Source organism: Aquimarina litoralis, assembly GCF_039523995.1.
GTDB lineage: Bacteria > Bacteroidota > Bacteroidia > Flavobacteriales > Flavobacteriaceae > Aquimarina > Aquimarina litoralis.
In genome coordinates this window covers 719782-739013 of the sequence record NZ_BAAAGE010000002.1, presented here as the reverse complement: position 1 = coordinate 739013, position 19232 = coordinate 719782, and the positions used below count along the sequence as shown (strand labels likewise).

Genomic DNA, 19232 nt, shown 5'->3' with positions numbered 1-19232 from the left:
AATTATATATTATATGAGATTAGCGGCGGTATATTTACCGAAAAACTGTTTACCATATTTGTTTGGAGAAGGTCATGCCGAATTAACTCTAAATTTAGGAGGTAGGTACAATTACGAAATTAAGGAGAATAGTGATAATATCCAACTTAAAATATTATCAGATAACGAAAATTTTATTCCTGATTTTTGGGGTAAAAATATTTCTTTAATCTCCGCAATAGTTGGGAGAAACGGAATAGGTAAGACAAGCATTTTAAGAGCACTACATTCATTTGGTGACAAGAAAAAGAAAAATGCTTTTTATTTATTTGAAGAATCGGAAGAGTCGTTTTATTACTATAATGAATTGGAGACTAAGACCGTTATTTCAGATCTTGAAATAAAAGAAATTAACTCAAATTCATTAGAATCTGTTAAACATTATTATACACCAATCGTTGATGTTGAACAAATTAATACACTATCTCAATTGAACCTTGTTTCAACGGGTGAAGAGAACCTTTCTCAATTATATCTTAAACAATTAAAGCAGGATGTTATTCTGTTAAATGACCCAGTAAAAGGAACTTTAAAATCCGTATATCCAGACTTTCCAGAATATAAAGAGTTAGAAATAAAGGTTACAAATCATAGAAAGTTCGATTTTAAAAATGTTTATGCAACTGCTAATTTGGGTAATCAAAATAGAGATTCAGTTGCAAAAATTTACATCGAATCTGATCTAGAAGATCTTGAAAGTGGAAAATGGGGTGATTCAATTAGTCCAGGTTTGGTTAGAGATCAATTTTTAGAAAAGTATATTAATATCATTAATAGTTCTGGTCTAAACAGCTTATTTGATCGTCTTTGGTCTCTTGATGAATATCAACATGATAATAATAATGACCATGTACACGACGAAGGTGATTTTATAGCAAATTTTGAAGTTACCTTATTTTCGTATTTAATTTTAAATGCAACTTTTCCCCAAACACCTTTTCAAGGAACTTATGATTTCCAGAATATTTTAGATCAAGAAGCATTTCAGGATCGTTTTGATAGTTTTTTTGATTTGTATATGGTTAGCATTTATAATATAGTTAGGGATAATATTAACGAAAAATTAGGAAGAGTTTCTATCTTGGATTATAACCAAATAAAAGAAATAATAAGCGTTGAAATAAATAAAAAATTCAAGTCATCGGGATTTAAATCTTCAGATGCTGTAGAATTAATGTTAAGGTACTTAGATCGATTTAAAGCTTTTTATGATCTTTATTGTACTTTAAATGATTTAATTTCGGGCAATAAATTAGAACTAAAAGAGGACACATTAGTTTATAGAATTGAAGAACATAATGCAGATGATTTTTATAACTTAATAGAATCCTATAATCATATTTTGGGTCTAACTGGGAATTTTATCTATAGATTGGATTTACTATCAATAAAATCTAAATATCCATTATCTTCTGGAGAAAAAGCATTACTTAATTTTTTTGCAAGGATTAATAATAGAATTGACAGAATGAATAGTTCTAGTTATGCACATCCAATTTTTAATTACTATTTACTCTTATTAGATGAACCAGAATTAGGATATCATCCAGTTTGGAAAAGAAAATTTATTGATGCAATTACAAAGGCCATCCCTGTATTATTCTATAAATTAACTCCAACCCGAAATTTGTTTGACTCAGATTCCCAAAAATTTGATGAATTAAAAACACAAATTATTTTTACAACTCATGATCCATTAACACTCTCTGATATACCTATTAGTAATGTAACTTTTATTGATAGAAATGAAGGAACTAATGACTCATTCATTGTTGATCATAAGTCAGATAGCAACTTAGCTACATTTGGTGCTAACGTTCATGATCTTTTGGCACATAGTTTTTTTCTTGAAAATGGTTTTATGGGAGAGTTCGCCCAATATGTAATTACTGATTTGATTAATTATTTAACATTTGAAGAAGATAAAGAGGTTCTAAATTCAAATCAAAACCCGGATATAAAATGGAATAATGAAAAAGCAGAGAAGGTAATAAGAATGATAGATGAACCCTTGATAAAAGAACGTCTTCAATCATTATTTGATAAAAAAGTTCTTTCAAAAGATAAAGAATTACTCCGTTTAAAAATTAGTCAACTAAACCAGCAATTAAAAAAACTTGAAGATGAGGAAAATTAAAATTACAGATAGTCTTCGAAAAGGGGTGGAGAATTTTAACACTAATCTTTTTACCAATACAAGGACGGCTAGTTTTGAAAAACCTATAGATCGATTAAACAAACTAATTCATAAGATAAAACTTAACAAACATAATCAGTTTAAACTATATGTTGAAAAAATAATTAATGAGTATGGAGATATTTTAAATGCAGATCCTTCAAAAATGAAAAGTTTAATATCCGAGTTTGATCTGATACTAGATAATTCACAGCTAACAAGAAAAATTAATAGTAAAAAGTATAGTTTTCACGAAGAAGTAGTTCATGCTATGCGCTATGAGGATTTGCGAGATAAAGAATTTCCTGAGTATTTACTTAACTCGGATATCAGAACATGTGTTTACTGTAATTCTCAATCTACGTTATCAATTCAACCCATTTATTATAAGAAGGAAAAAAAGAAACGAAAAAAAATACTAGCAAAATTACAACTGGATCATTATCACCCAAAATCTAAATATCCCTTTTTATGTACTTCTTTTTTTAATTTATATCCAACATGTGCAAATTGTAATCTAGCTAAAGGAAAAGATGATGCTAAGTTTGAACTATATACTATAGATGATAATTTGGATATTTTTCAATTTTGGATTGATGATAAATCTATCATTGATTATTGGTTACTGCATGATCCAAAAGTCTTAAAAATATACTTGGATACAATTGATGGAGATTTTGAATTGCTTCAAAATCATAATGATTTGTTTCAAATACAAAAGATTTATGATGCACAAATTGATGTTGGAGAGGAATTAGTTTGGAAGCATAAAGCTAATCCGGAAACATATAGAAAATTATTAAATAAAACGTTTAATAAGATTTTTCATGATAAGTCGCTAATTGATAGAATGATTATTGGTAATTATAGTAAACCCGAGGAAGTACATAAAAGACCAATGGCTAAATATACTCAAGATATTGCCAGACAATTGAAATTAGTGAAATAGTAGTTGTGAAATGAGTTTCTAATTTACTTTTTGAGAGCAGAACACAAAGAAATAGACCTAGATAAATTCAAAAAAGATATTTTACAACAACATAAAGTCATCAAATGAACAAATTCAAAACAGCAGCAATCAAGGTATTAGAAGAAGTAAAACAACCATTGCATTATGTAAAAATTACCGAGATAGCATTAGAAAAAGGTTGGTTGCAAACAGAGGGTAAAACACCTGCAGCATCGATGAATGCACAATTAATAACAGAGATTAATGCTAAAGGCAATCAATCTACTTTTATCAAAACTGCTCCTGCTACCTATGATTTAAATCCTAATAAACCCAAAGAGTCGATGACTAAAAAACAAGCTGTAATAAAAAAGACACCAATTATTGAGAAAATAGGTAGTGGTTTTATCGGCAAAGCAGGTGAGCATTATGTGACTTCAGAATTGTTGTTTAGGGGTTATAATGCCAGTATTATGAGTGTGGATGTAGGAATGGATATCATTGCTACGAGGAACAATAAACTATTCTCTTTACAAGTCAAGACTTCAAACCTAAATAACTCCAATTCCTATGTATTTGATATGCGTAAAGTTTCGTTAGAGCGAGATTATGCAGGTAATGTTTTTTATGTATTTGTAATGATCCATCCAGATGATACTAAGTCAGTTTTGATACTAACTGCTAATAAAATAGAGGAGTTAATCCATATGAATGCCATTAAGGATATTAAAACTCATGAGCGTTTTAGAGTCGTACTAAAAATACGAAATGACAATATTTTTATTGGTACACTAGACAACCCAATAGATTATTACTGGAATAATTGGGATATTATTAAATAGAAAAATGAATTACAAGATATACCTTGTATTGGGTATATGATTGTTGGTTAAAAATTAGTTGTTTTACAGTATCATTATAAATAATCAAAAAGGTTATGATCAAAAGAATACTTCTCTTCCTTGTTATATTATTTCACTTACATAATATATACTCTCAGTCAAAAGATTTAACCAAAGTCACATTCGAAATAGATAAAGGAGACTTTAAAACAGCATTACCTTTTGATGAAAAATTTAAAGTTGTTTTTGAATCCAGCACAGAAATTGAAGCAATTAGGATACAGTATAGAGTTAAAAACACAGTTAAAAATGATATTAATTGCCTAAACAATGGAGGCGAAGAGTTAGACGAGAAGAAACACTATTTTCAGTACCAAAGAGCAAATGATTGCGGATATATAGTGATCCCTTTAAAAACAGTAAAATCTAAAGTTTTTTCTATCTCTGATATAGGGCCTCTTCATCCTAATACACCTTATGAATTTGAATTCGAAATTTTTACTGATGGAACTTTATCAGAAGATGATACTAAAGTATTAAAAGAGGAACTTCTGTATGAAGTAAAAAGACTTTATTTAGTTAAATCATTACCTGGGCCTAATGATATAAAAACTGGTATAACTAACGTAATTAACAAAAACACATCAGAATTGTATGAAAAGGATGGAAATCAGACAAAAATAAAAAATATCATTATTACAGATTTACCAAACATAATATCAAACTTGCAAACCAATTATGCTGATTTTGGTCATGTTATCAATAATTATGATCAAAATATCCGAAATGTTAAGAATGTTTTTTCTATAAGTTTTACAAGTGATATACTATCAATAGTAGAAAAAATTGATGATAAGACTATTAAATATAAAGAGTTATTAACAACTCCAATTAATGGGCTCTTGCCTAATTATGGTAAAGTTACTTTGCAGGATATGCTGGCATTTTTTAAAGCGAATTGTAAACGGAATAATAAATATTTGTTTTCAATATTAGATGGGCAATCAAAATACAATGGTTTAATACCCGAAATCTTACCCGATAATAAAAGATATCATACAGAATCTTTACAACTTCTTGCTGCAACATTTTCGATATTATTAGATCTTGAAGATAGTAATGGAAAATTATTTTTTGCTAAAAGAAAAAATGATTTGAAAAATATAATAAGCGAACTTTCTGCCCCAGATGATTTAACTAACTTAATCATGCTTTCTAAAAAAATAAATTATTTAAGAGATCAAATGCAGGGAGAATCGAATACAATACCTGATATTATCACAAATAGGTACTTTAAAAAAGATCTAATAACAAGCTATGAAACTACTATTGATGTAGAATCAGAAGCAATCCCCTATATTAATTTAGATTTAGGTTTATTATATGCAACCGAATTAAATGATTTTTTTGCGCTACAAATAGTTAATTTTCACCGTAAACCGGTAAATAGAAAAAGTCATTTTTCAGATTTGAAAAAATGGGATAAGTTCTGGAAACAAATGAGTCTTCAAATTGGGATTGCTCAAAAACTAGGTAGTGATAATGATGATTATAGAGGGATGCTAGGAGATGCAGGTACTCCATATTTTGGAGCCGGATTTAGAATAAATAGATACTTAAGAGTTGGAACTGGACTCCTAATATATGAATTAGAAAATACCAATCCAATAATAAGCGAAAAAATAACAAAAGGTTCTCCTTCATTTACAATTTCAATAAATTCCAGTTTGTCTGGAGCACTAGGATTTATTGGAGATCTTCTAAATATAGTAAAATAATGAAACCAAAACTATCAACAAATATTATATCGCAAAACCCTACGAGCAAACTTGTTTTTTCGGAATCAGATCTTAATATCAGCGAAGCATGTTTGATTAATATCAAAATTACTCCAAAGTTTTATGCTGGTGGAGACCAACAAATCGAATGTGGATTGCGATTACGTATTAAGGATCAATTGTATTTAAAGTTTGATAATGATCAATATGAAATCTATAAACACTATGGTATCATTTCGGAGGAATTTACAGATACTTTTTCTTTTAAATTGGTTTCCAAAGTTTCTTTGGAAGACTTAAAATTAATAATAAACGCAATTATTAAAATAGAGATTATAGATTGTAAGTATTCGGATAGAAAATGGATGAATAGCGTAATTTGGAGAATCTCTTAAAATAAAATTTATGAAAATCAAAAGCTTATATATTTATTCAATTTTTACTCTTGTTTTACTAGTTTTTTTGTCATCATGCGATGATACAGATGAAGAAACAATTAATCCATCAGATATTATAGAACTTCAGATTTTAGATACTGATGGAAGCAACTTACCAGATAGTATTATTAGTGATGGAGAAACCATTGTTGTATTGCAAGCTCAGATTCCTGCTAATGCAGACGAAGGGTTCAGAACCGTTACTTTCAAAAAAACTGGAGGAGAGTTTATCGGAATAGATGCAGATAGTGGAGTCAGAACAGTAGATAGTGATGGTATTGCAAAAATAGAATTGAAAGTACCATTAAATGAGGAAATCCTTTTCCTATCAGCTGAAATAGGATCGGATGCTAATATTTTTAAAAGAGAAGTCACTCTTAATTTAGTTCCTATAACTGATATAATAACTCTTAGACTCCTTAATACTGAAGGAGATCTCGTCAATACTGGAGTTAAAGCAGATGGATATTCAAGTATTTTTTTAGAAGCTTCTATTGATGAACGTTTAAGTTCTATTGAACAAGTACAATTTACAAGTTCTGGAGGTGTATTTCAAGGTATTTCTGCTGAAGAAGCCATAAAAACCCTTGATGATACTAATAGAGTTGTTATAGAATTAGTTGTTCCGATTCATGTAAACCAACTCTTTTTTAAAGCACAGGTTAAAGATCAGAATACTTTTTTTGATGAACAGCAAATACAACTAGAGAGGGCTTATGCAGATCAAATTATTATAGAACCTAACAATGTTTTGATGGCATTAAATGCGGAAAATGAGATTTCGGTATTCTTAAGAAGAAACTTAGGGTCTGTTAGTGCTGGTGCATCGGTCGATTTTGAAGCTTTCCAGGTTTTGGATGGAGAAGAAAAACCTGTTGGCAGATTTACTGGTCTATCAGAAGCCATTTCAGATGCAAATGGAAAATTAAAAGCTGTTTTTAAGACGGATACAGGTGATATCGATGAGACAGAGCCAATAATTATTAGGGTGTCTACTTTAAATGATATTTTGGAAACTTTTGAAGAAGAAATCCAAATTAATATTAATGTAGAATAAATTATTTATTAATCATCCCCTCACACACCAAGCCCAAAGCATAAACAACGGATGAATAATGATAAGTCTTATCCAAGCAACCCAACTAGGAACACATAAACTATCAGGAATACAACTACCTATTTTGATAAAATACACATGAGAAGGGATAAAAGCGATCAATAAAGCAATAATTAGATAAGCAGAAATTCTACGAGTGCCTGCATATAAAACCCCAATACCTAATAAGACTTCTGCTACACCGCTACTGTAATTGATAAATTCTGGATATCCTAAATACTCAGGGATGAGAGGTAAATAAAAGTCGGGATGTACAAAATGATTGATACCCGCAATGAAAAAGAAACCGGAGAGTAGATATAGAAAAAGTTGTTTAAGCTGCATTACCATACATATTTAACCATACTATTTTTTTAGTTCTGTTATGTTTACCAAGAAATTTTATAAGACTATTTTTTTTTCGTTAGTCACCCTGAGCTTGTCGAAGGGTTGGCAATGAAAAAAAGAAAAGCATAAAATAAAATGAAGACTAGTGTATGAAGTAAATTATATCCATTTAATCTTTTTCTGTTGGTACGTTTTTCTAAGAATCAAAAAGAAAGGAATCCACCAGATAAAGTCATTTGTAATGAGCGTATAGAAAAATTCTAAAGGCACTTCTCCAGTCGCATAGTTAAACAGAAATCCTAGCGGGCCAAAGATTTTACCCAAAAATCCAACCATAACAATAGGCCAGTGGGTAGTAGGATCTTGTGCAGCCCACCAATAGCCTAAACCATACACGCCAATCACCATACCCATACCTTGCCAGATCATAGGATGCGTAGGGAGTTCCATTCCTACCAATTCAAAAAAATGATTAGGAAACAATACTACCCATGCTCCCCATAGTAGGTTGTATATCGCTGCTGCTCTTAGTACTATAGACATTTGTTTTATGCTCATATCGGATCTTTTATACTTTTTAAAAACAAGTTATGTAAAATGCGTTGCGTAGCACATTAATCAAATGATAATTTTTCTATAAAGTATGGAGGGGTGTATGCTTTTGTATTACTTACACTTCGAATTTGCTCACACTTCGACTTCGCTCAGTGTTCGTTTCATCTTCGTTGGTGGTACTTTGACAGCGCTTCGACAGGCTTAGTGTGACAGTTCAGTGTTCTTAGAAATTTACAATCGAACCCTGAGCGGAGCCGAAGGGTTATCATTTCAGTTATCTTACTGCATGGATACTGGGGTATTATATTAAGCTTTCTTTTCGGATCTCATAATATTTATAAATGAATTATAGTCTTTTGACGGTAACAAACCTCTTTTTTGAAACACATATTGATATGAACGAAATATTTTACTAAAATGATAGGTTATATGTATATTTTACAGTGTTCTGATGGAAGTTATTATACGGGAAGCACTAAGGATTTGGAAAGGCGATTACAACAACACCAAAGTGGAGATGGAGCCAATCATACCAAAAAGAGACAACCTGTAACATTGGTTTATTATGAAAAGTATGATCGTATTGACACTGCCTTTTATAGGGAAAAGCAAGTTCAAGGTTGGAGCAGAGCAAAAAAGGAGGTTTTGATTAGAGGAGAAGTTGATGAATTACATCGGTTATCAGAGTGTCAGAATGATACACATTGGTTGGAGCGGTATTCTTCTGCCTTCGGCTGCGCTCAGGCATCGAATATAATTAAAAAGGAAAGAAAAAAAGATAATTAAACCTAGTCAAAACAAAGGGAACTTAAATATTAATAAAAATAACAGTTCAGTATCCGACTAGAAGCCCCACGGTAGTCAGTAGACCTTTGGTATATATTTATGGAAGAGTTTATATCACTAATTTCAGTATTTTTGATAACTGTTGGATTAGGGAAAATACATTATATCGAAATTTATGATTCGAACACTATTTGCCATTTTATTATCATCTATTATCATAAATACTTCATTAAATGCACAAATCAACCCTTATGAGTTTGATAAGGCATGGGATGCTATAGAAACTATAGATGATATTCCTCCATACCTATCCATTGGAGACCTATGGTTATTGCGCAATTATATCTTTGCAAAAAAACAATATCGTTTCAAGAATACCGGACTTGATGAGTTCTACGGAATGCATTATGATTTGGTAGGTATTTATAATGATGTGTCTGATCAGTTTACAGATAGAGAAATTACCATTATCAATGAGCTAAAACATAGAGAAGAACTATTACGAAAAGAGCAAACTTGGGATGTTATCGGAGATCATCATTTCGAACTACGAAATGGAAAACTAATTGTAGATGGAGATCGTATATATCCTATCGATCATAAAAAAGCTACATATATCAATACACGCCAATTAGGTCCTACACTGTATAGTATTGAAATAGTTTCTAATTATAGGGTGGATATTATAGGATGCTGTAATGAGATTGGTGTAACAAATGATATGTTAAAACAGTTCTTTTTTGATATGACTACAAATACGGTAAGAGAAATACCTGATGTAATCACCATTAATAAAACCATTGATCAAGTTATTGATAACAGCTACATTTTTGTCTTAAATAATATCTTTTCTGGAGCACATACTTTGGAGATTTATGATTTTAAAAACTTTCGCTTTATAAATAAACTTGAGGAAATTGAAAGTATTATTTATGTAGATCCAGACTATATGGAAATATGGTGTTTAACAGACAGGGAAGCAGAGTTGCCCTATAAGTATAGACGAAAATTTAAGTTTATTCGAGGAACCCTGACGGATACGGGAATAGAAGAAAAAGTGGAAGTACCGTGGTATTTTTTAGGGTAAAAGAAGGGTTGTGTTTTTATTCTATTCCGGTGATTAATTGCGTTTTAATATCTTTTATCTCATTGAGAGCTTCCATAACATATTCGAGACCAGAAGTGACAGGATTATGATTTGATAAATAATAACTCCCATTTTTAGCATTGCGAATTGCATTTTCGAGCTTTTTCTTTTCAGATTTTGTCCAATACGTTGCTTTCATACCTTGTAGATCTCCAAAATATTGAATGATTAATTCTTTTAATTTTGAATGTTCCTCATAGGATAAATATCCGATTTTATATTCGTTGGTATAACTGTCGAATTTTTCAGAGTTTTTTAAAGACCTTCCGTTTATTAAATATCCCCAAAGAGTAATGAATTCGGAGTCTTTAGTTTTTGATACTAACTTAGTACTTTCGATATACTTCCATTTGTTCATTGAAGGACCAAAAAAGTCTAATACTTTAATAGACTCTGAGTATTCACAGACAAATTCCGCCACCAATTCGTCCAAAAGTTTTTTGTCAAGTTCTTTTAAATTAGTTTCAATATTCCTGTTACTATTAAAGAAATCGATTAACTGCTCGGTTCCGTACATTTCATCAAACTCTTCTAGAGAGGCTTGATTTCTTTTGACATACCATTCGGCAAAGTCAGAATAATTCTCAAGAATTAGATCTTCAAGTTCATTGTTCCAATTATTTTTGTAAAAATGTATTCTCTGTCCCATTGTAAACTTTTTGTAAGTATAGCTAATGTCTCTTGGATGTTGTGTTTATCAACCAAAGGCGGTATATGTACTATACAATTTGTTTTTAAGTGTTTATTTTTTTCTGTAAAATTTCTAAATGAATATAGTCTTTATAAGTCCCATATTCTCGAGTCCACTCAAAACCAAGACATTTTAACCATGGCTGAAAATCATCGTAATAGCTTAACAACTCTTCATAATCAATTTCTTCGTTAATAGCGGTTGCATATTTATATGTTTCAAAATTGAATTTTTTGCCAATATTTTCTGTGATTCTAATTTTATCATCAGGATATAAATAGGTTTGGATAATTGATCGAACAATTTTTCCATTTTCGAAAACTGTGAATCGGCAAGCCCCACTTGTTGTTTGTTCATATGCTATGATAGCTTGAGTTTTAAACTTTTCTGTAAATTCAAGAATTAAATTATCAAATTCTTTTAATGATTCTGTTGATTCTCCTAATTCATATTCGATTTGCGTCCATTCGTCATTTTTATCCTTATGAATCACAAAAGTTTTTACTTCGCTATCTACTTTGTAATATTTCAATAGTTGAAGTTCAGAATCAGATATCTTCTTTCCAATCTTATAATGATCGGATAAGAAAGATATAATTTTCTGTTTATCTGAGTGTTTTATTAATATATCTGATAGGGTTGACATTTCGGTTTCTTAATTATTTACAATATTTACTATATGTGTCTTGGAAGTATAAAATGTTACCTAGATTTTAGTTTTTTACGCATATAGATAGCTAATCTTTTCAAGTAAGTATGTAGCTTTACTACATAGTATAAATCATTCGATTATTCATCTAGTAGATATGATACTTAGTTTTTTATCCATTCAATATCTAATACGTCTCTAAATTGGTTTAAGCTATGCTTTGAAAATCTTATAAAAAAGAACCAAACTGCTATAAATCTTATTATAAGTATTTGTCCTATTATTGATAAAATCATTAGCGGTTCAAATTTTTCTCCTCCAAGTTTTATCGTTATAATAATTCCAATGATAGGCATTAAGTATATAATTCCTAGGAGTATTTTGAAGACTTTGTTAATTTCAACATTTACAATTCCGTTTGCTGAGCCAATTTTACCAGATAAGACACAAAAAGCTCCTTTTCCTATTGTTGAAGAAATAATTCTAAATTCATCTCCGCTTATCTTTCCTCTGAATGTTTTGTCCGTCCATTGAGAAGTTAAATAATCGGATTTTTCAGTTCTCCTTGTTAATCGGTCTAAAGTTTCTTGTTTTGTTCCAATTAGTTTGAATTCATATTTTTTTGTTGGAAAAAGTTTCATTTTTCAGATTTAGTATAGGCTTTATTATATGTGTCTTGATTGTACAAAATGTTACAGTTGAATAATCTTCTTAAGTAGGAGTATGAATGCTTGTTAGTCTTATAATTCACACTTCGACTAGCTCACACTTCGACTTCGCTCAGTGTTCGAATGATTCCGAGGGCTGTATTTTGAAAGGCTCAATGTGAAAGTTTCACACTTCGACTTCGCTCAGTGTTCGAATGATTCCGAGGGTTGAGGCTCTCGAAACCCGACAGCACTTCGACACGTGTCCGCCTATGGAGGAGGCTCAGTGTGACAGCTCAGTATCCGTCTCGATGCCTGGTAAACGAAGTAATGCTATTCCAAAATATGATGATTCATACTGTATCTGCTTAACGTTATCATATTAACTATTCTTTAAGAAAAATTATACAAAAACACCGAAAACCTACTTATACAAGTGGGTAGGGGGACTTATGTAAGTGGGGTGTCTTAAATGAGATGTTAACGAGGGGTACTTATATAAGTGGGTAGTAGATTACTATAACAATGTTGGGGGTACCTCAGAGCTAGGATGCACCTACTAAATAGCAAAGAAGCACCAACCTCAGAGCATCGTGGAGCTTCCCTCAAACCTTCGTGTCATTTAGTTCTAAAATACCCCTTGGGTAACTTTTAAGTAGGGGGAGGGTACTTCGTAAGTACCCTATGAAGGTTTGGTCATCTTAATTTTTTAACAAATAAAGGGTGTTAAATTTTTAAAATAATAGCCATTACAACGGTAACAAAACCCATGGTTTGGATACTAAATAGTAGCGTATCTATTTTTTAATAAAAGTATTGTAAGATAAAATACATGCGGATGATTAAAAATCGAAAATAGTATTGCACATAAACAAAAATGTATGTTTAGTAATCAAACACTTATTGTTCTTTCTATTGTAGGCTTTCTAATGACTTTGATAGGTTTGGTGTTATCTAGTTACACATCCATAGAAAATGGTGACTTTCTTTTTACTGTAGGACTATGGTTGATCGAAATTCCTGGGTTATTTCTGTTATTGCGTAACGGTACTTTTATAAAGACTCGATATTCTAGAATTGCACTAGGATTGGTAGCATTGATACTGGTAGGCATGATATTTAAAATCATGCATTGGTCATTCCAAAACCTATTTACAGTCATAGGATGTTTAGGAATCATCTTTTCTTATTTGATGCATTTTGTTCAGAAACCCATAAAAAAACGATTGGATTATTTAAAGCTTATTTGGGTAATCATTCGATTTGTTGGATTTATTTTTGTGATGCTTAGAGTACTAGGAGGGAGTTACCAGATGATAACAGCTCTTTGCATGATGTTAATTTTATTGGAGTATAAACTGTCAAATGTTAAAAGATGACGCTAGTTTTTTAATAATATTTTATAATCCTACTCTTTAACATTTGTTTAATACTATGGGAATAAACAGTATATTTGTAGGAAATTGTTTGTGCAAACAACAGCCCTACCAAAACAATCACGATGAAACTTAAATGGTCAGTCTATATAGTATTACTATATGCTGCAGTACTTCCTGCGCAGCAATTGAAGGTATTGACTGCTTCGATAGAACCTCTAGAGTTTAGTAAACAAGGAGAAAAGGAATTCAATGATAATTGGAAAGCATATGAAGCTATTAGCGAGAAGATGCAAAATGGTATCGATTATGATGATCTTAGTATCCAAGATAAAGAAGCTTTAGATAAAGTTAGCGAAGTACATAGCGATTATTGGCAAGTTGGAACAGACGGTTGTAGTTGGTATTGTGGTGCTAGTGTAGCACAAGTTGCTGCTTCTTCATATTTAAGTTCACAAGGTAATACTACCTACTCTCCAAAAAATGCTCATGATTTTGATTACAAAAGCGCTTGGGTCGAAGGAGTTTCTGGATATGGTATCGGTGAATATATTACCTATAGTTTTCCGCAAGAAAATCCAAGGATCACCACCATTAGTATTGTAAATGGGTATGTAAAAAGTGAAAAAGCTTGGAGAGCCAATAGTAGAGTAAAAAAAATAAAAATGTATTTAGATGATGAGCCTTATGCCATATTAATGATGGAAGACAAAAGAGCAGCGCATCATTTTACGGTTCCGCCGATAGGCAATGGAGATAGGCATAATTATGATGAGTTGTCTAAATTACCAGATTGGACCTTGAAGTTTGAAATTTTAGAAGTCTATCCAGGAGAAAAATATGAAGACACGGTAATTTCTGAAATATATTTTGATGGAATTGATGTGCATTGCTTCGCTGCTGGCACCAAGATTACTATGGCTGATACCACTAAAAAAAATATAGAAGAATTAAGAATAGGAGATGAGATACTCTCTTATAATACTAGCACGACTACATACTCGACATCCGTTATAAAAGAATTAGCAAATCCAGTACATGATCAGCTTATAACCATAACTTTTGATGATCAGTCTCATATTACATGTACTACTGATCATCCGTTATTAACTTCTAAAGGATCTTGGGTGTCTTACCATCCTGCTAAAACCATGAGAGATTATGACTATGATACTGTAGAGTTGCTAGAAGTGGGTACAATACTCTTGGGAGAAAATCAATCCAAAAGAATTACTTCTATTGCTAAAGATATAAATGAACAATTAACTTATACGATTGTGGAATTGGATAATGGTACTAATTTTATTGCTAATGGTATCATAGTGGGTACAGAACCCATTAGAGCAGTAACATATTGTAAACATCATCCATTGGAAATTAAAGAATTGGACTAAAAACTTATGAGTACCTATTTACCTATCATATCATTATTACTATTATTCTACACTTTGTATGTTGGGTATACGTTTTTTGTTTTTAAGTATCAATCAATAAAAGTAGATGCGCTAGTGATCCTTAGTCAAGCAGATAAGATGCTACAAGGAGATAAAAAGGCTGTTAAAGTAGGATTATCCTATCATATCGATGGTAAAAGCTACTCTGAGGTAATTACCACCAGATCCGTAGAAAATGTAAAGATAGGAAGCAGTGTACCTGTACAAGTGCTAAAAAACAATCCACAGAAAATCACTATGCAACCTGATGAGGTACGTTTACGGAGAGTGTTTATCGCACTAGTTTTACTCGTTGCATCTATTATTACTTCTTATTTTATTTAGTTGTCGGGCTTCAAGACGGATACTGAGCTTGTCGAAGCACAGCCCACAACTGTTATCGAAGGGTGAGGCTCTCGAACCGTGAATCATATTTTAGGGTTCCTATCTAGGTCACAACTTATTTGTAAACATCTCCCCAACCCCTCTTCTAAGAGGGGCTAATAGAGCTATATCAGGCTCCCTTCCTTTGAAGGAAGGGTTGGGGATGGATGTTTTTAATCGCTTAAAAAACATGCTAATGCGATTTAACTGGGTAGCCTTATTATATTTTCTATAACAATTTTAGAACTGGACTTTTAAACAATTATTAAGCCTAACAACTTCGAGACGTATACTGAGCTTCCTCCATAGGCGGACGCGTGTCGAAGTGCAGTCGAAGCACAGCCCTCGTAGATAAAACGAACCCTGAGGTTCTCGAAGGGTGGGCAATGCAAAAAAGAATGTACCTACTAAAAATCTTATTTAGTAAAAATATATTTTACCAGGCTTCGAGACATATACTGAGTTGTCACACTTAGCCTGCCGGGCTTCGAGATGGGTACTGAGCTGTCACATTGAGCTTGTCGAAGTGCTGTCGAAGTACAGCCCACAACTGTTATCGAAGGGTGAGGCTCTCGAACCCTGAATTCTAGTTTCTTTATTATTCTTGCAAGCTAGGATAAAGCATATTCATTAAATCTTTTTATATTTTTCTACTACATAAAAGAAAAACATTCCTATAAAATACATTAGTACATCTAACCAATCAGCAGTGTAACGATCATCATATTGAGGCATGTACCACTCAAAATAGATTGAGTATCCTATGGTTACTAGTATCAATAAAGGCATTGGTAATAAGATACGGGTATCATTTTTTAATTTTCGTATAGCAAGCTGACATACAGATAACACAAGGGGCATGCATAGTAGATCATTTAGATAGTTTTGAAAAAACATTGGTAATGTTATTTCTAATTGTTGTAAAACATAGATAGAAGAAGCGATTACCAAAAAGATCCAGAAGTAATATTTATGAGTTATGAGAGCTATTCTGTTATGCATACTTATTTTTTAGGCCGCTACATATCCAATGATGAAAGCAATAAAACTGCCAATGGCAAGGACGACCACCCAAATGGAGTATAATACTCTAAAGGTATACTTTATAAAAGGGTTAGAGTGCTCTTTAGCATTTTCAAAAAACAATGTAATTTTATGCGGCTTTTTATTTTGGTCCGCTCGTTGTTTTTGTTCCAATCGTTTCGCTCGTTCTTGCTGTCTCCTGACTTGTGTATTAATTAAAGTTCCGCATGCTTTGCAATAATCCTTGTTCAAGTTTAAAGTTCCGCAGTTGGGACATTTTCTGTAAACATCACTCATGTTTTTGTTTTTCTTTTCATACCTATTAGAAAGAAAGCAAATTTTATCTTCTAAAAAAACGATATTAACTTCTTATAAAGAATTGCTTAATATTTATTCCTAAAAAATGGATTTGCTTTCTACTAAACCTAAACATTGTTATGATGATTTTTCCCTTTAAGAACTTTTTATGCATAACCGTTAAACCCTAGTTAAACCAACTGATTTAATTGCTTTGAAGGGGTTTGAAAGTTATATTATAGTATGGAAAAAATATTAGTTATCGGTGCAACTGGCACCACAGGAAATACAGTCATTAAAGAATTAAATAATCATGAAAATTATCATCCGATTGCGATGGTGAGAAAAGAAGAGCAACAAGCGGCTTTTCAGAAACAAGGAATAGAAACAATTCTAGCGGATCTCACTGAAGATGTAAATCATGTTGCGGAGGGAGTTGATAAGGTAATTTTTGCAGCAGGTTCTAAAGGAAAAGCTTTGGAAACTGTTGATCGTAAAGGGGCAATGAAAATAATAGATGCCTCAAAAAAACATAGGGTTCGTAAATTAGTAATGCTTAGTTCCGTTGGAGCCGATGCACCTCAAGAAGCAGAAAGATTACAAGATTACTTACAAGCGAAGAGAGATGCTGATGAGTATCTTGCCAATAGTGGTTTAGAGTTTACCATTGTTAGACCTGGAACTTTAAATAACGATGTTCCTACTGGAAAAATTAGAATTGCTGAGCAACTAGAAGATAGGTCTGGTGCTATACCAAGGGGAGATGTGGCTAAGGTTTTAGTAAAGAGTTTAGAAGATCAAATTGCAAAAAGAGAGGTTTTTGAAATTCTTACAGGAGAAACGATTATTGATGAAGCATTGGATAGTATGGTAAGTGTTCAATAACACCATTAAAATATCAGGCAACACAAATTAATTTTTAAGAGCTTCACTCTTTACATAAATCGAAAGAGTGAGGCTTTCTTACTTATAGATTGATTATAATTTGTAGATATTCAATAAGCCTTACAGCTTTAAGACGATACAGAGCTGTCGCAATGAATTTGTCGGGCTTCGAAAAGTGTCCGTCTATGGAATAACCTCAGTCTACACTCTAAAAGTAAATTCCGTCCTAAGAAAATACTACGTTAAAAATGAAGTAAGTGTAGCGTAACATAAAATTCGCAAAATGTTGTAGGACATTTATAGCAGTTATATTATTGATTAACGGATTGTTTATGTGAATACATATAGCTTCATTTTATGTAGCGGAGTGAACAAAATTTTTAGTAGTAATTTCTTCAGACTAGCGTTTTTTGGTTCTTTTTTTGGCAATGAAAAAAAGAATGTACCTACTAAAAATCTTATTTAGTAGAAATATATTTTACCAGGCTTGGAGACGTATACTGAGCTGTCACACTATACCAAAAAAATAACCGAAGCCTACAATAATTAGTAAGCTTCGGTTTTACTTAGATCCTCCCCAGAACCTAAGCAAACTAAACCCGTGCAATTGTATGGATATTCACCTCTTGTTGCTTGCCCTTTAGCAACACACTACCTAAAAACTGACAAGTAAGGTTAGCACTGATTTTAAGATCCTGAATTACCTTTTCCGAAATTAATAATGGAACTTTATAGGTATTACATTGCCCCTGAATTCTAGCAGATGTATTGATCACATCTCCATGATAAGCGATTTCCTTTTTGATAATACCTACTTCGGTTACCATTAATTTTCCTCCGTGTAGTCCTGCTTTAAATTCTGGAACCACTCCGTATTTCTTTAGATAATACGCTGATTTATTTTGTTTACGTTGCTGAAATGCAAAGAATAGATTAACACAGTTGTTATCTGCTAACCCTTTTTTATATGGCCAACTAAGTACTACTTCGTCTCCAACATACTGATAGATTTCTGCATTATGTCTAGGGACTACTTTATTCAGATCATAAAAGCAGTCTTGTATGAGTTGACTATATTTAAAATGACCTAATTTCTCTGCGATTGTAGTAGAATCCTTAAGATCTAAGAACATGAAGATGCGCTTTTCCTCTTGCGGGTTTCTGTATTTTCCTAGCAACATTTTGATGAAGACTCCTTTTCCAAATTTTTCATTGGCTATTTTGAGAAAAGAAAATACTAGAGATGCTATGGTTAAATATAATAATAGCGTCCAAAATGATTTATCTAATAACCACCAATCATTTATCTTTTCGATCTCCATTGTAGCTATACCGGCATAGATATCTTTGATATTGGTAAAAACAATCAGTGTTACTAAGAAGTGAAAAAATGTTCTAAAAATTAGATCGTTGGTAAGTGAAACTTTGTTAGAAATGGTATCGAATATAAAGTCAACCGCTGTATATAAGATTCCGATAAGTAACCCAATGTTGATGAATTTAATCGAGTAATACAATACTCCTAAAGCCCCTTCATGTTTTTTGATGATCGTAAGCCCTTCTTCTTCCTCAATTCCATAAAATCGGAATATAGCATATAATACCATTGCAATAGACCAATAAAGTACAGATTGCGATACATATTGCAAATGTTGTTTTAGTGTACGATTCATAACTGGTATATTTAATAAGTC

Annotated in this window: 20 protein-coding genes; 12 read left to right on the top strand and 8 right to left on the bottom strand. The window is 31.8% G+C overall.

All coding sequences use genetic code 11. The features are described from left to right. The first annotated feature begins 13 nt into the window (after positions 1-13). From ABD077_RS12240 to ABD077_RS12215, 6 genes are all read left to right on the top strand, one after another. Complete coding sequence (locus ABD077_RS12240; protein WP_343912590.1) at positions 14-2176, top strand: AAA family ATPase; 2163 nt, start codon at positions 14-16, stop codon at positions 2174-2176. Next, positions 2163-3164: a hypothetical protein gene (locus ABD077_RS12235; protein WP_343912589.1), complete on the top strand. Its 1002-nt coding sequence runs from the start codon at positions 2163-2165 to the stop codon at positions 3162-3164. Before ABD077_RS12240 ends, ABD077_RS12235 begins: the two co-directional genes overlap by 14 nt. 104 nt (positions 3165-3268) lie before the next feature. Further along, complete coding sequence (locus ABD077_RS12230; protein WP_343912588.1) at positions 3269-4006, top strand: winged helix-turn-helix domain-containing protein; 738 nt, start codon at positions 3269-3271, stop codon at positions 4004-4006. A 95-nt stretch (positions 4007-4101) separates the two neighbouring features. Continuing rightward, on the top strand, positions 4102-5784 hold the full coding sequence (locus ABD077_RS12225) for a hypothetical protein (RefSeq protein WP_343912587.1): 1683 nt from the start codon (positions 4102-4104) through the stop codon (positions 5782-5784). After that, positions 5784-6179, top strand: coding sequence for a hypothetical protein (locus ABD077_RS12220; protein ID WP_343912586.1), 396 nt, complete (start codon positions 5784-5786; stop codon positions 6177-6179). The genes ABD077_RS12225 and ABD077_RS12220 overlap by 1 nt, the downstream gene beginning before the upstream one ends. Positions 6180-6189: 10 nt before the next feature. Then, entirely contained in the window at positions 6190-7278 is a 1089-nt protein-coding gene (locus tag ABD077_RS12215) for a hypothetical protein (RefSeq protein WP_343912585.1), read from the top strand. Between the two features lie 12 nt (positions 7279-7290). On the opposite strand, the gene ABD077_RS12210 is transcribed toward ABD077_RS12215, so the two are convergent. Both ABD077_RS12210 and ABD077_RS12205 read right to left on the bottom strand, forming a co-directional pair. Further along, complete coding sequence (locus tag ABD077_RS12210) at positions 7291-7662, bottom strand: DoxX family protein (RefSeq protein ID WP_343912584.1); 372 nt, start codon at positions 7660-7662, stop codon at positions 7291-7293. A 162-nt stretch (positions 7663-7824) separates the two neighbouring features. Continuing rightward, positions 7825-8223: an alkyl hydroperoxide reductase gene (locus tag ABD077_RS12205; RefSeq protein ID WP_343912583.1), complete on the bottom strand. Its 399-nt coding sequence runs from the start codon at positions 8221-8223 to the stop codon at positions 7825-7827. Positions 8224-8649: 426 nt separating this feature from the next. Here ABD077_RS12205 and ABD077_RS12200 point away from each other — a divergent pair, with 426 nt between their 5' ends. Beyond that, positions 8650-9006 (top strand): GIY-YIG nuclease family protein, encoded by a 357-nt coding sequence (locus tag ABD077_RS12200; protein ID WP_343912582.1) that lies wholly within the window; start codon positions 8650-8652, stop codon positions 9004-9006. A 175-nt stretch (positions 9007-9181) separates the two neighbouring features. Beyond that, entirely contained in the window at positions 9182-10093 is a 912-nt protein-coding gene (locus ABD077_RS12195) for a YARHG domain-containing protein (RefSeq protein ID WP_343912581.1), read from the top strand. Between the two features lie 16 nt (positions 10094-10109). Here the strand turns inward: ABD077_RS12195 and ABD077_RS12190 are convergent, their stop codons facing one another. The 3 genes from ABD077_RS12190 to ABD077_RS12180 all read right to left on the bottom strand — a co-directional run bounded on the left by ABD077_RS12190 (position 10110) and on the right by ABD077_RS12180 (position 12134). Further along, positions 10110-10802 (bottom strand): hypothetical protein, encoded by a 693-nt coding sequence (locus ABD077_RS12190; protein ID WP_343912580.1) that lies wholly within the window; start codon positions 10800-10802, stop codon positions 10110-10112. 85 nt (positions 10803-10887) lie between these two features. Next, on the bottom strand, positions 10888-11490 hold the full coding sequence (locus ABD077_RS12185; protein WP_343912579.1) for a hypothetical protein: 603 nt from the start codon (positions 11488-11490) through the stop codon (positions 10888-10890). Between the two features lie 167 nt (positions 11491-11657). Next, positions 11658-12134 carry a hypothetical protein gene (locus ABD077_RS12180; RefSeq protein ID WP_343912578.1) on the bottom strand — a complete coding sequence of 159 codons (477 nt, stop codon included), beginning with the start codon at positions 12132-12134 and terminating at the stop codon, positions 11658-11660. A gap of 887 nt (positions 12135-13021) precedes the next feature. On the opposite strand from ABD077_RS12180, the gene ABD077_RS12175 reads away from it, so the two are divergent. The 3 genes from ABD077_RS12175 to ABD077_RS12165 all read left to right on the top strand — a co-directional run bounded on the left by ABD077_RS12175 (position 13022) and on the right by ABD077_RS12165 (position 15294). After that, a complete protein-coding gene (locus ABD077_RS12175; protein ID WP_343912577.1) occupies positions 13022-13519 on the top strand; it encodes a hypothetical protein in 498 nt (165 codons plus the stop codon). 122 nt (positions 13520-13641) lie between these two features. Continuing rightward, the gene (locus ABD077_RS12170; protein WP_343912576.1) at positions 13642-14910 is read left to right on the top strand and encodes an NADase-type glycan-binding domain-containing protein; all 1269 of its coding nucleotides are present in this window, start codon (positions 13642-13644) and stop codon (positions 14908-14910) included. A 6-nt stretch (positions 14911-14916) separates the two neighbouring features. Then, entirely contained in the window at positions 14917-15294 is a 378-nt protein-coding gene (locus tag ABD077_RS12165; protein ID WP_343912575.1) for a hypothetical protein, read from the top strand. A 669-nt stretch (positions 15295-15963) separates the two neighbouring features. Here the strand turns inward: ABD077_RS12165 and ABD077_RS12160 are convergent. Further along, the gene (locus tag ABD077_RS12160) at positions 15964-16335 is read right to left on the bottom strand and encodes a hypothetical protein (RefSeq protein ID WP_343912574.1); all 372 of its coding nucleotides are present in this window, start codon (positions 16333-16335) and stop codon (positions 15964-15966) included. 9 nt (positions 16336-16344) lie between these two features. Next, positions 16345-16653 (bottom strand): hypothetical protein, encoded by a 309-nt coding sequence (locus ABD077_RS12155; RefSeq protein ID WP_343912573.1) that lies wholly within the window; start codon positions 16651-16653, stop codon positions 16345-16347. Between the two features lie 243 nt (positions 16654-16896). Between ABD077_RS12155 and ABD077_RS12150 the strand changes: the two genes are divergently transcribed. Continuing rightward, positions 16897-17538, top strand: coding sequence for an SDR family oxidoreductase (locus ABD077_RS12150; protein WP_343912572.1), 642 nt, complete (start codon positions 16897-16899; stop codon positions 17536-17538). 593 nt (positions 17539-18131) lie between these two features. On the opposite strand, the gene ABD077_RS12145 is transcribed toward ABD077_RS12150, so the two are convergent. After that, positions 18132-19211, bottom strand: coding sequence for an adenylate/guanylate cyclase domain-containing protein (locus tag ABD077_RS12145; RefSeq protein WP_343912571.1), 1080 nt, complete (start codon positions 19209-19211; stop codon positions 18132-18134). Between the last annotated feature and the right edge of the window lie 21 nt (positions 19212-19232).